Origin of the sequence: Halomonas sp. (assembly GCF_034520545.1) — a bacterium.
GTDB lineage: Bacteria > Pseudomonadota > Gammaproteobacteria > Pseudomonadales > Halomonadaceae > Halomonas.
Genome location: NZ_JAXHNN010000010.1, coordinates 538,717 through 551,466, shown reverse-complemented (window position 1 = coordinate 551,466; position 12,750 = coordinate 538,717). Strand labels below are relative to the sequence as shown.

General features: G+C 64.0%; 13 protein-coding genes. 6 read left to right on the top strand and 7 right to left on the bottom strand.

All coding sequences use genetic code 11. The annotated features are described in order from the left end of the window. Positions 1–165 precede the first annotated feature (165 nt). The 5 genes from U5L98_RS11215 to U5L98_RS11195 all read right to left on the bottom strand — a co-directional run bounded on the left by U5L98_RS11215 (position 166) and on the right by U5L98_RS11195 (position 4,208). Entirely contained in the window at positions 166–1,251 is a 1,086-nt protein-coding gene (locus tag U5L98_RS11215) for a patatin-like phospholipase family protein (RefSeq protein WP_322558379.1), read from the bottom strand. A 78-nt stretch (positions 1,252–1,329) separates the two neighbouring features. Then, the gene (locus U5L98_RS11210; RefSeq protein WP_322558378.1) at positions 1,330–1,455 is read right to left on the bottom strand and encodes a hypothetical protein; all 126 of its coding nucleotides are present in this window, start codon (positions 1,453–1,455) and stop codon (positions 1,330–1,332) included. Then, entirely contained in the window at positions 1,452–2,660 is a 1,209-nt protein-coding gene (locus U5L98_RS11205; RefSeq protein ID WP_322558377.1) for an MFS transporter, read from the bottom strand. Before U5L98_RS11205 ends, U5L98_RS11210 begins: the two co-directional genes overlap by 4 nt. Positions 2,661–2,808: 148 nt before the next feature. Beyond that, the gene (locus U5L98_RS11200; RefSeq protein ID WP_322558376.1) at positions 2,809–3,567 is read right to left on the bottom strand and encodes a DUF2182 domain-containing protein; all 759 of its coding nucleotides are present in this window, start codon (positions 3,565–3,567) and stop codon (positions 2,809–2,811) included. A 23-nt stretch (positions 3,568–3,590) separates the two neighbouring features. Continuing rightward, positions 3,591–4,208, bottom strand: a complete 618-nt coding sequence (locus tag U5L98_RS11195; protein ID WP_322558375.1) for a DUF1326 domain-containing protein — start codon at positions 4,206–4,208, stop codon at positions 3,591–3,593. Between the two features lie 219 nt (positions 4,209–4,427). On the opposite strand from U5L98_RS11195, the gene U5L98_RS11190 reads away from it, so the two are divergent. Further along, a complete protein-coding gene (locus tag U5L98_RS11190) occupies positions 4,428–6,419 on the top strand; it encodes a winged helix-turn-helix domain-containing protein (protein WP_322558374.1) in 1,992 nt (663 codons plus the stop codon). A 77-nt stretch (positions 6,420–6,496) separates the two neighbouring features. Here U5L98_RS11190 and U5L98_RS11185 read toward each other — a convergent pair whose 3' ends face one another. Together U5L98_RS11185 and U5L98_RS11180 are read right to left on the bottom strand one after the other, a co-directional pair. Further along, on the bottom strand, positions 6,497–7,603 hold the full coding sequence (locus U5L98_RS11185) for a pyridoxal phosphate-dependent aminotransferase (RefSeq protein WP_322558373.1): 1,107 nt from the start codon (positions 7,601–7,603) through the stop codon (positions 6,497–6,499). A 13-nt stretch (positions 7,604–7,616) separates the two neighbouring features. Further along, the gene (locus tag U5L98_RS11180; protein WP_322558372.1) at positions 7,617–8,384 is read right to left on the bottom strand and encodes a DMT family transporter; all 768 of its coding nucleotides are present in this window, start codon (positions 8,382–8,384) and stop codon (positions 7,617–7,619) included. Here U5L98_RS11180 and U5L98_RS11175 point away from each other — a divergent pair. The 5 genes from U5L98_RS11175 (at position 8,338) to U5L98_RS11155 (ending at position 12,745) form a co-directional block, all read left to right on the top strand. After that, positions 8,338–8,697: an FCD domain-containing protein gene (locus tag U5L98_RS11175; protein ID WP_322558371.1), complete on the top strand. Its 360-nt coding sequence runs from the start codon at positions 8,338–8,340 to the stop codon at positions 8,695–8,697. The genes U5L98_RS11180 and U5L98_RS11175 overlap by 47 nt on opposite strands. Positions 8,698–8,785: 88 nt before the next feature. Further along, entirely contained in the window at positions 8,786–9,631 is an 846-nt protein-coding gene (locus U5L98_RS11170) for an AraC family transcriptional regulator (protein WP_322558370.1), read from the top strand. 88 nt (positions 9,632–9,719) lie between these two features. After that, positions 9,720–10,793, top strand: coding sequence for a TRAP transporter substrate-binding protein DctP (gene dctP / locus U5L98_RS11165; protein ID WP_322558369.1), 1,074 nt, complete (start codon positions 9,720–9,722; stop codon positions 10,791–10,793). Between the two features lie 132 nt (positions 10,794–10,925). Further along, positions 10,926–11,471, top strand: coding sequence for a TRAP transporter small permease (locus U5L98_RS11160; protein WP_322558368.1), 546 nt, complete (start codon positions 10,926–10,928; stop codon positions 11,469–11,471). Then, entirely contained in the window at positions 11,468–12,745 is a 1,278-nt protein-coding gene (locus tag U5L98_RS11155) for a TRAP transporter large permease (protein ID WP_322558367.1), read from the top strand. The genes U5L98_RS11160 and U5L98_RS11155 overlap by 4 nt, the downstream gene beginning before the upstream one ends. Positions 12,746–12,750: the final 5 nt, after the last annotated feature.

The window sequence follows — 12,750 nt, the reverse complement described above, 5'->3', positions numbered from 1 at the left end:
TGTTTGCGACACTTCACACCCAGCTAGAGTGGACTGCCTTGATTGGCGTCAACCGAGGGTGATGTCGTCGACACTCGCCGATGGGTATCCCGAGATTACCTGCCCCGCATGGGTTGGTGAAGGCCGGCGGCAGCAGCGCGATGGCGATTGCTCAGATACCGCCCATCAATCGTTCCCTTCGTCATGTCCTTTGGGGGGTTGATCCGATCTCGAGGTTGAGCGAAAGGTATCGGTGAAGACCGCATCCAGGTCGAAGGTCGAGTGTTCGCCCAGGGCGTCAAAGTTCGCCTCCAGCCACTGGTCGGCCCAGGCACGTCCCTGGGCATGCAGGCGGGAGAGAAAGTCCCAGTCGGCATTCATCTTGCTGGAAGCGCTGAGCGTTTCGACATCGTGCTCGGCATGAATCAGATGCAGGCGCATGGCACGGTAACTCTCCAGTTCCAGGCCTTCGGCCTCGATCAAGCGGTGCAACAGCTGAATGCTGCGTAGCTCCTTGATCAGGCTGGAATTGAAGGTGATTTCATTGATCCGGTCGAGGATTTCCCGAGCGCTGTCCGGCAGTTTCTGGCGCACCAGCGGATTGATCTGGACCACCACCAGGTCACGACAGTCCTGGTCATCGACCAGCGGGTAGAGCGCCGGATTGCCGCTGTAACCGCCATCCCAATACGCCTCGCCATCGATTTCCACGGCGGGAAACATGAAGGGCAGACACGCCGATGCCATCACGGTATCGACGGTCAGCTCGGGTTGGCGAAATATCGTCGCGCGGCCGGTGCGGACATTGGTGGCAGTGACGTACACCTTGACCTTGCGACAGGCGTTGACCCGCTCGAAATCGACCAACTCGAGGACCAGATCGCGCAAGGGATTGATGCCCAGGGGGTTGAGCTTGGCGGGCGCGATCAGCTGGGTAAGGTTTTCGAAGAACAGATAGCTCGGCGAATGTTCCAGGCTGTCGTTTCCCATCAGCCGGTCCCAGGGAGTGGGCTGGATCGGAGAGAAGCGAGCCGCATCGCTGACCGATTTCCAGAAGGTGTGCAAGGCGTCACGGGCGCCATCCCGGCCTCCCTCATGCAGCCCGTCGGCCAGCACCACGGCATTCATGGCCCCCGCGCTGGTGCCGCTGATGCCATCGATCTCCAGCCGCTCGTCTTCCAGCAGGCGATCCAGTACCCCCCAGGTCAAGGCTCCGTGGGAGCCGCCGCCCTGCAGTGCAAGATCGATCCGTTTCTTTTCGTCAGTCGCCATGTTTGCTCCTGAATAAGCGTGAATGCTGCGGCGCAGTGTAGGCGTCTCCGCCTCCGATGTCGCATGACGAGATGCCGCTCAACATAGCCGGCTGCCGAGCAGCAGCTGTGCGGCGTCGAGGTGATGCCATCCCCACCACACCGCCGTCAGGGCGATGGCGGTGAGGAGTGCGGCGGCGATTGACAGCAGGCGCGAACGCGTCATGCCTCGACCTCCGTGGGGGCGGGGCGGTTGACCGGCCGCTCGGTGATGAACCAGTGCAGGGCGGCGGCCATCAACGAGAGCAGGATGGCGATATTCCACACCACATCGTAGTCCCCCTGGAGGTCATAGAGGTAGCCGCCCAGCCAGACGCCCATGAAGGAGCCGAGCTGGTGGAAAAGGAAGACGATGCCACCCAGCATGGAGAGGTGCTGCACGCCGAACACCGAAGCGACGATGCCGTTGGTCAGCGGGACCGTGGAGAGCCACAGCAGCCCCATGGCGATGCCGAACAGGTAGGCGCTCATGGGGCTCAGCGGCGCGACCAGGAAGAGGGTGATCACCACACCGCGGATCAGGTAGAGCCAGGTGAGCAGGCGCGGCTTGGAATAGTGCCCTCCCAGCCAGCCGGCGGCGTAGGTGCCGAAGATGTTGAACAGGCCGACTAGGGCCAGCACGGTGCTGCCCACGTGCACGCCGATTCCGCTGTCGAACAGGTAGCCGGGCAGGTGTACGCCGATGAACACCACCTGGAAGCCGCAGACGAAGAAGCCCAGGCAGAGCAGCCAGAAGCCGCGGTGACCCGCGGCCTCGTTGAGCGCGGCGCCCAGACTGATATCGCTGGCGGCCTTGGCCGAGGGACGATCGCGCAGCAGGGCACCGAGGGGCAGCATCAGCGCGGCGATGGCGCCCATTGCCAGCAGCGCCGCCGACCAGCCCAGCCAGCCCAGCAAGCCGAGGGTGCCGGGCAGCATGGCGAACTGGCCGAAGGAGCCAGCGGCGCTGACGATGCCCATGGCCAAGCTGCGTTTCTCGGGCGGTACGGCGCGGCCCACGGCACCTAGGATCACCGAGAAGGTAGTGCCGGAGAGGCCCAGGCCGATCAACACCCCGGCGGAGAGGGTCATGCCCAGTGCCGACTCCGAGAGTCCCATGAACAGCAGGCCCAGCGCATAGAGGGCTCCGCCGACCACCACCACCCGTGAGGCACCGAAACGATCGGCCAGGGCGCCGGCGAAGGGCTGTGAGAGCCCCCATAGCAGGTTCTGTATCGCCAAGGCAAAGGCGAAGACGCCGCGACCCCAGCCCAGCTCCGAGCTCATCGGCTCGAGGAAGAGGCCGAAACCATGGCGCAGGCCCATGGCCAGCGAGATGACCAGGCTGCCCAGGACGATGATCAGCAGGGTGTGGCGGCGTAGCGCATCCATTCGGGGAGTGACCTGTTTGCAGACTAATGACAAATCACTATCGCGCGATAATTCGGGTCTTGCCACTGTCGCTTTTCAGAGACAGTTACCTGACCGCCGTCAGTGGCGACGGCGGTCAGGCGTGAAGCGTTGTGCGTCAGGGGCCCGCTCATACACTGAGCCCCATGAACAGCAGCCAGCCTCCATAGGCGACCAATGCCAAGCCGAGCCCATTGGCCAGGTGCTGCCAGGGGGAGACCACCTTTTCCAGCAGAATGACCAGGGTGATCAGAGCCATCCATGCCAGGCTCATCAGCCCACCGATGAACATCAGTGCCATCAGCGCCCAGCAGCAGCCTGCGCAGTACAGGCCGAGCAGGGTGCCGGCCCGCAGGGCACGCACGCGGTTGGCAGGGAAGCCCTCGGCGACCATGCCCAACGGGCTGCGGCAACGGTACAGGCAGGCATGCTTCAGTGGTGTCCACTGGAAGGCGCCAGCGGCGATCAGCAACAGGCCGGCCAGTATACTGTCATTCAGTGCTTGGCCACTCAGGGCCTGGGAGGATGTCAACAGTCCCAGTGTATGCAGGCCCCACTGGGTGGTCGTGGCCAGGGCCGAGTAACCCACCCAGGCGAGCAGGTAACCGAGCGCAAACAGGTAGGGCAGTGACGCCCCCGGGCTGTCCTGGGGCCGTGCCGCGGCGAACATCAGGATGCCCGGTGCGGCTCCTGGCAGCATCATTCCGACCATCATCACCATCCACATGGTGAAGGTGGCCCAGGGCTGGAAGGGCATGGGGGCATCCATGCCCGACATGCCTCCGGCCATGCGCACCAGGTACCACCAACTCAACACGATGGCCAAGGCCAGACAGCCCAGGAGCAGGGCGCGGTCGTGGCGTAGTGTGTGCAGGGAAATGGCAGACATCTCGCGCTCCTTCTCTTTTCTCCTCACGCGGCCTGGTACTGGAAAGGAGAATAGAAAGCGGTACGCCCGCCGAAGCTCCAATCCAGGCCGTAGCCGCGGTGAGAGACTTGCTCTGACTGTGCGACCGTACCGGTATTACCCGGCGCTACCGCGACAGGATGGCCGCTGATGGTGACCTCTTCGCCGTTCTGACCTGCGATGGCGTTCAGCGAGGCCTGAGCGATTTCGCCCACCTCGAGCCGGTGATGCCGGCTCTCGATGTCGTAGCTCATTGGTACGGACTCGACACCCAGAATTTCGCCGACGAAGCCAGCCAGGGTGGCCGGGTGTCCCCCGGCGTTGCCGCCGAAGATGTTTACCAGGGCGTCATGCTGTTGCTGGTTGGCGCTGGCGTCGATGTAGACCACCACCTTCCAGTCGCCGGCGGTCATGTTTCCCGGGGTATGCAGAGCCATGGCAAGATTCAGCCCGTCAAGGGAGATGCCGTCCATGCTCCCCCGATCGATATGCCATGCCACCAGGGCGTCGCAGCTGCCTTCCGTGGGATCCCCTCCGAACAGGCAGGGGCATGCTCCCTTGCAGGTGCAGGCCTCGAAGTAGGTGCCCTCGACTCGCCATTGTGTCGTCATCTGTGTCGTCATGATCGAATCTCCTCTTTGTCGATGTCGTGCTGCCTTCCGCTGTAGATGAACGTCATCACGGGATCTTGTGTCCTTTGCCCCCGTGTCCTTCATGTATAGCGCCTTGCCGCGCGATGCCCTCGAGAAGGCGATGAGAATTCCATGAGAATCGATATCCAGGCGACGGCATGGTGAGCTTGGATTAGGCTGAAGGAGAGTCACGGCAAGCGGGACGGACCGATGGCAGGCCTGGAACGATTGACCCCGGGCCCTGCCGGTACGCTGGCAGGCCGAGGGGCGGAGCTAGAGCAGTTGGCGACCCTGCTGGACGAGGCGGGGCCGAGGGTGATGTGGGTCCACGGGGTGGCAGGTATCGGCAAGAGCGCCCTGGTGGGGCGTTTCGTGCATGACGCCGAGCGAAGCGGCGTTCGTTGCCTGTTGCTGGACGGAGGTGGTATCGAGCCAACGCCCGAGGGTTTTCTGACGGCCCTGGGTGAAGCAGTGCAGGAACGCCATGAGGCGCTGCATGACCTGGAAGGCCTGTTGGAGGGTCTGTTGGAGGGTCTGTTGATAGGGCAGCGGCGTCGACTGCTGGTCATTGCCGTGGATGGCGTCGAGGCCTTGCGTCTGTTGGATGCCTGGCTGCGCTCTTCCCTGGTGCCGCAGTTGCCAGAGGGTGTTCGGCTATTGCTCAGCGGGCGGCATCGACCGGCGACGAGCTGGCACAGTGGGCCGGCGGGGCAGGGGCTGCGAGTGCTGTCGATGGCCCCCCTGGCCATCTCCGATGCCTCGCGGCTGCTGGAAAGCCTGGGGTTTTCCGGTGCCCAGGCAACGGCCCTGGCCAGGCGGCTGCACGGTAATCCGCTGGCGATCCAGCTGGCCGGCGCCACTCTGCCCGCACGCCCCGGCTTCCGGCTGCCAGAGGCCTCCTTGCAGCACATCATGGACGCACTCACCGAGCTTTACCTGGCGGATATCACCGACCCGCTTCAGCGTAGCCTGGTGGAGGGTGCCAGCGTGGTGCGTCGCATCACCGAACCGTTGCTGGAGGCCATGTTTCCCGAGATCTCAGCTGCCGATGCCTATGCTCGCCTGCGATCGCTCGATCTCGTCGAGGCCTTGCCGGACGGATTGGACCTGCATGAGATGGTGCGCGAGGCACTGGAGCGGAGTTTTCTTGCTCGGGATCCTCAGCGTCACGGTCGATATCGCCGTCGCGCCTGGAAGGCCCTGGTGAGGCAGGTCACCGGGTCGGGGCGCAGTGAATTGTGGCGTTACACAGCCGACCTGCTCTACTTGATCGAGAATCCCGTGGTGCGCGAGGCCTTCTTTCCCTCCGACCGCCCCGAGCTGGTGGTCGAGCCGGCACAAGCGGATGACGCAGCCTCTCTGCAGGACATTATCCATCGCCATGAAGGTCCCGAAGGAGTGCGGACCCTGTGGCGATGGTGGGGGGCGATGCCCGAGGCCTTCTTCGTGGTGCGCGATGGCGGTGGCAGGTGCCAGGGCTTGTGTTGCCGTTTCGATCCCGACCTGGCGCCACCCGGTTGCCTGGCAGAGGATCCTGTCACCGCGGCCTGGTGCGAGGAGCTGAAGGCCTCGCCCTTGCCCGACGGGCAGCGTGTGCTGTTCATTCGCCGCTGGTTGGGGCGCGATGACGGCGAACGCCCGGGCGACGTCCAGGCTGCCTGCTGGTTGGCCCTAAAGCGGGATTACATGGAGATGCGTCCGGCTCTGCGTCGTGTCTATCTGGTGCTCGCCGACCTCTCCCCTTATGCGGCGGTCGCCGAGACGCTGGGGTTCCGACCACTGCCGACCCGCAGCGTCATCCTGGACGGTGTCGAGCACGCCTCTGCGGTACTCGATTTCGGACCGCGATCGGTGGACGGTTGGCTGGCTGGGCTGGCCGCCGCCGAGCTGGGGGTGGGTGGCGGCATCGAGTGGCTGGATCGACAGGCGCACGAGCTGATTCGCCATGATCGCCGCATTGCCCTGACGCCGCTGGAATTCGGTGTGCTCTCCTTCCTGCTCGACCGCGAAGGCGAGGCGGTCTCCCGCAAGCGGCTGCTGAAGGAGGTATGGCAAAGCGACTATATGGGCTGGAGCAACAAGGTGGATGCGGTGGTGGTAGGACTGCGGCGCAAGATGGGCAATGAGGCAGGCTGCATCGAGACGGTGACCAGCGTCGGCTACCGTTACCGCCGTGGCGACTCCTGCCCCCCTGAACCGTGAACGCAGGGGGCTGCTGAGGAAACACCGAGTGCATTGGTGCGACTCAGCATCAGTGCGACTCAGCGCCCCTTTTAGTCTCACCCCTGCTTCAGGGCCCGCTCCAGGATCTCCAGCCGGCCCGGCACCAGGGCATCCTCCACGGCAGTGATGCGCAGCACGTGGCCGAGGTTCGGGTGCGCTGGGCGGGCAATCAGCCGTCCGGCCTCGAGCAGTTCCCGGTTGATCCGCTCGGCGAGCTCGGCGCTGGGCAGCCGGATACCGATGAAGTTGGTGGCACTGGGCAGCACCTCGGCACCCAGTTCGCGGAAGTGCTCGGCCAGACGCTCCCGGCGCTCAAGCACCGCGGCGATGTGCGCGCGGGTCTCGTCGGGATGGTCCAGCACCACTTCGGCGGCGGCCTGGGTCAGCGTCGAGACCGCATAGTGGATGCGTACTTTCATCATCATCGCCAGGGTCTCGGGCTCGGCGATGGCATAGCCGATGCGCAGGCCCGCCATGCCATGGGCCTTGGAGAGGGTGCGCAGGCGGATCACCCCGGGCAGTACCTCACGGGCGAAGGGCGACTCGGCATCATCGCGGAAGTCGTGATAGGCCTCGTCGAGCAGCAGCCAGCAGTCGTCGGGCAGCGTCTCGCGCAGGCGACGAACGGCCGCGTCGTCATGCAGGTGGCCGCCGGGGTTGTCGGGATTGGCCAGATAGACCAACCGTGCCTGTTCCCGCCTGGCAGCGGCGGAAAGGGCTTCGAGGTCGGGGGCGAGGCGGCCGGGCGCTTCCTCGTAGGGTACCTCGACCAGCCGGCAGCCCTGGCCCCGGGCGAAGTAGCCGAAGGTGGGGTAGGTGCCGCCGGTGGCCACCACGACGGTGCCGGGCTCGGCCACGGTGCGCAGGGCGAGGGCGATCAAGCTGTCGGCCCCGGCGTCGACCAGCAGGGCCTCGAGCGGGATGCCCTGCTGGTCGGCGATCCGCTGACGGACCCCTAGCGCCTCCGAATCCCCGTAACAGTAGGCATGCTCGACCATGGCGTCGCCGAAATGCTCGCGCAGGGCACGATGGGGCATGTCGAGTCCCTCGTTGGAGCCCAGGCGGTGGGGGATCTCGCGGCCCAGACGGCGCTCCAGCACGCGGATTCCGGGGAAGGGGTTGGTGGGACCGTCGCCGGTCAGGTGGTCGGGAAAACGGGGCATCGTGAACTCCCAGTCAGGTGTGGTCCGAGGGCATTTCGTCGCGGTCGGTCGGAGGCGGATCGCGGTCAAGGCGGCGCCTGCCGAGCATGACGACGGCAATCGCAGCCAGTATCAGCAGCAGGGCTATCACCACCTGCAGCGTCAGCGGATCTCCCAACAGCAGGCTGGCGCTGAGGACACCGACGACCGGAATGATCAGGGTGCTGATGGTGGACTGGCCCAGGGTGAGACGGTTGACGTTATGGAACCATAGCATCTGCGCCAGGCAGATCGAGAACACCAGGTGGTAACCGAGTGCCAGCCAAGTCGTGTCGAGCCAGTCGCCGGGCGGGGGCGGCGATTCCCACCATGCCGCCAGACCGATCATCGGTGCTGCACAGATCGCAAACTGCCAGCCGGTGATCACCACCGGGTGACTCTCCCAATGGCCTCGTCGCTTGATCAGCACGGTGCCCAGCGCCCAGGAAAGGGCGGCACCGAGCACGATGACGGGCCCGATGAGATCCTCCGTCTGGGCTGCCAGCGCCGCGGGCCCGAGCAGCACGACCAGCCCCATCTGGCCAGTGGCCAGCCCCAGCCACTGGCGTGGCCTGACCCTTTCGCCGAGCAGCCCCCACGCCATCAGCAGCGCCCAGCACGGCATGGTGAAGGCGATGATTGCCGCCTGGGAGGTCGGGATGCGTAGTTGGGCAAAGGCGATGGCCAGGTTGAAGCCGAGGATGGTGAACAGTCCGGTGACCGCGAGCCATGGCCACTCCTGGCGCGCCACACGAAGCGGCAAGCCTCGCCAGCGGGGTAGCGGTGATGAAAGTCAGCGCATCGAGGAGGACCTGGCCTTCCACCGCTTGTTGATCGCCTCAGCTGGAAACCGCCGTCTGCTCAGTACATTCGATGATCTGGCTCACGAGTTGCGGCTATGTATCACTCTGATCACCAAGACCCACGAGGCCCCCGACTCCATTGCCGAGAGCCATCACTTGATCCTCGATGCGTTGGCCAGCGGCGATGGTCCACGCTGTCGTGAGGCCATCGATTACCATATCGGCGTGGCGCGAGACTACGTGGTTCAGGGCATCGAGAGGCCTCGCGAATGAGCGGACAGTGCTGACCACCCGGCTTGCTTTCAACCTTTCATCGCGCCATCTTGACGCTGTAAATGGTGACTGGAAGGCGATATTCCCGATGTCATTTCTCGATCTTCGCGCCGCCACCTTGGGCAAGGAGTATGTGGCCCATGCCCATGATCACCATCAGCTCATCCTCGCCACTCGCGGGACCACCGAGCTCTCCATCGAAGGGCGGGGGGATCGCATCACCGGCACTCGGGGCTGCCTGATCCCCAGTGGCCATCACCATGATTACCGGGGCGATGGTCGCAACCGCACCTTCGTGCTCGACATTCCTGCCAGCAGTCTGGCGGCACTGCGCGATGGCGAGGCGATCGGGCGTCTCTTCGAGCGGCCGCGCTTTTTCGCAGTGCCGCCGCGTCTGAACCGCCTGGCGGCGAGTCTGATGCAGCAGCTCGAGTGCTGCCCTGCTCTGCACAGCGAGATCGCCGCACTTTTGCTTCGGGCGCTTTATCTGCATCTCGAGTCCGAGCCTCTGCCTCGGGATATTGGCGTGGCCGCCGGCCCGGGCTTCAGCGAGCGCCTCGACCTGGCGCGTCTGGACGCCTGGGTCGATCACCACCTCGCCGACGAGATCCGCGTCGAGCAGTTGGCCGCGCTCTGTGCCCTGAGCGCTGGGCATTTTCACGCCTGCTTCCGGGAGCTGACCGGCGTGACGCCGCTGGCCTATGTCCAGCGGCGGCGCCTGGATCACGCCCGCACCCTGGTCGTCCACAGCGGCCTGAGTCTCGGCCATATCGCGTCCCTGGTGGGCTTTAGTGACCAGGGAAGCTTCTCTCGTGCCTACCGCCGACGCTTCGATGTCTCGCCCTCCCGGGCGCGCCTTGAGGGCGAGGTATTGCTGAGTCTCGGGCAAAAGCATCACAGTTCCGGGCAAGCGAAGGGGGCAGAGTCGGCCTAGTCTGAAGGTCAGCTGTCTCGTTTTGTCCCCGTAGGGAGAGCGAGACAGACTCGTGACAATGACAAGACAATATGACGAGAGGTTGACCATGAAAGCGAAGACACTCCCCGGCGCTCTGGCGCTGGCCGCACTGCCCTTGGCCATCGCCAGCACCCAGGTGCAGGCCCAGTCCACGGAGATGGCCATCTCGACTCTTCTTCCCGAGGACATGAGCAACAACGAGGTCTATCCGGCGCTGGTCCATTTCAAGAACCTGGTCGAAACGCGCACCGATGGCGAGATCACCGTGTCGATCTTCGGTGGAGGACAGCTGGGTTCTGAAGTGGAGACCGCCTCCGAGGTCCAGGGCGGACGCACCCTGCAGTCAACGATCATTACCACCGGGGCCATGTCGTCCTTCTACGATGACTATCAGATGATGACCGCGCCCTTTATCTTCGATAACTGGCGCCAGGCTTGGGCCTTCTTCGACAGCGAGTGGTTCGCCGACTTCATGTCGGGCACCATCGAAGAGGCCAACATGCGCTATCTGGGGACCTTCGACGATGGCGGCGGGTTCGTGGCCTTCACCAACAACGAGCGGCTGATCAAGACGGTGGAGGATCTCGAAGGTCTCAATATCCGCACCGAAGAGAATCCGGGCCATGTGGCGATCATGAAGGCCCTGGGGGCCTCGGCCACGCCCCTGCCCTGGGGCGAGCTGATCACGGCACTGGAAACCGGCTTGGCCGACGGCCAGTTCAATGCCCCGGTGCTCAATGTCACCTACAACTTCGATGCGGTCACCGATTACACCACCTTGACCGGCCACGTCTATAACAGTGCCGCCTGGCTGGTCAGCGAGGAGTGGTTCCAGAGTCTGACCGAGGCGCAGCAGGTGGCCATCGTCACCTCGGCCCGCGAGGCCATCGCGATCGGCCATGGCATGTCAGGCGCACTGGCTACCGCCAGCTGGGAGGAGTCCTGCGAGCGCTTCGAGGAGTGCTACATCATGCCCCCCGAGGAGCGCCAGCGCATGGCCGAGATCGCCCGGCCAGCGTGGAGAGATTGGATCGTCAATGACTTCGGCATCGAGGCCGAAAAGGTCGATGCCTTCCTCGAGGAAGTGGCACGGGTCGGCGAGGTAGTGGTCGAGCAGGATGCCAACCGCTATGGCGAATAAGCTCTGAGGAAGGAAACGATACACGGTGCCATGGGGGTGGGCGAATCGCTGGCCGACGCCCCCCCCTTGGCATGATGGTCATCCACCTGTCGGGTGCGTGCCGTTGGTCGATGCGTGCCCCGAGGGTCAACCATGAGTCTTCTCGCCCCACTTCGCCGCCTGAGTGACGGCGTCAACCAGGTCGCCATCGTGCTCTGTGTGGCCTGTATCCTGTTCATGCTGGGCATCTCTTTCACCGCCTTCGTCTACAAGCTGGCGACTGGCAGTACCTTGAGCTGGACCTACTCCCTGGCGCGGCTCTTCCTGCCCTGGATCGGCTTTCTATCGATGACCATTTCTCTGCGCTATGGCGAACACGTGGCCATGACCCTGCTGGTGCGGAGTCTGCCTCGGGTATTGCTCAAAGTGGCAGCCGGTCTCTGCCTCGCCATCATCGCGCTGTTCGCCCTGATGCTGGTCTGGTACGGCTGGGTTTACTTCGAGGGATCGAGCCTCGTCTACATGGTCTCGGACCAGATCCAGATTCACAGCAAGTTCACTGCCATCGTGGTGCCGATCAGTGGGGTCATCATCCTGCTTCACCTCGTTCAGGGCTTCGACCTGCTGGAACACTTCATCGACGATGAAACGCTGATCGATGAGCTTATCGAGTCCAACGACGGGGAGACGCGCTCATGACGCCCGCGATCATCATTTTTGTTGTGCTTCTGCTGATCGGCGCTCCGGTGGCCGTGGTGATGGCCATGTCGGGGCTGGCCGGAGGTTTCGCCATGGGCGGCGAGCGCATGCTCGGCATCATCGCCGACCGCATGTTTTCCGGTGTCTCGGGGTTTCTGCTGATCGCCGTGCCCTATTTCATCTTCACTGCCGAGCTGATGAACCAGGGTGGGCTGACCCACAAGCTGATCGCCTTCAACAATGCTCTCTTCGGGCGTGTCCGCGGTTCGCTCTCGCATGTCAATATCTCGGTCTCGGTGTTTTTCGCCGGCCTGACCGGGGCAGCGATTACCGATACCGTGGCGATCGGCAAGATCATGATCCCGGAGATGAAAAAGCAGGGCTACGATGCCGAATATGCTGCGGCGATCACTGCCTGCTCGTCGATCATTGGCCCCATCATCCCCCCGAGCGTGGTGATGGTGGTCTACGCGACTTTGCTGCGCGACATCTCGGTGATCGATCTCTTCGCCGGCGGGATCATTCCCGGCCTGCTGATGGCCGTGGCGCTGCTCGCGGTCAGCTTCTTCCTGGCCTGGAAGCGGGGCTACCCCAAGCAGGCGCCCACGCCGCTCAAGGCGGCGGCCGTGGCCTTCCTGGTGGCTCTGCCGGCGATGATCGTGCCGTTGATCATCCTTGGCGGTATCCTCTCGGGCCTGACTACCATCACCGAGGCCTCGGGGTTCGCTGCCGTCTATGCCATCGCCATTGGCGTCGTCTTCTATCGCAATCTCACCTGGCGCAAGATCTGGCATTCACTGGTGGTGACGGTACGCTTCTCGGGGGTGGTGTTCTTCCTGCTGGCGACCTCGGCAGTGCTAGGCTGGTTCGTGACCCGTTCCGGCATTGCGCGCGATGCGGCGGGTATGATCACCACCTTCAGCGACTCGACCTTCCTGCAACTGATCATGGTCTGCCTGATCCTGATCCTGATCGGCACCGTCATGGACGTATTGCCGGCCCTGGTGGTGGTGGCACCTGTGCTGGTACCGGCGATGATCGAATTGGGCGTGGATCCGCTTCACTTCGCCATCCTGATGATCGTGGTGCTCAATATTTCCAATGTGACGCCACCGGTGGGGATGACGCTGATGACGGCGGCGAGGATCGCCAACGTGCCATTCGAACGGGCGATCGCAGCCTCGCTGCCGTTCTATGTGGCCTTCCTCGCCGTGATCCTGCTGCTGGTCATCTTCCCCTCACTCTCCACCTGGATTCCCTCACTGCTGGGCTAAGGAAC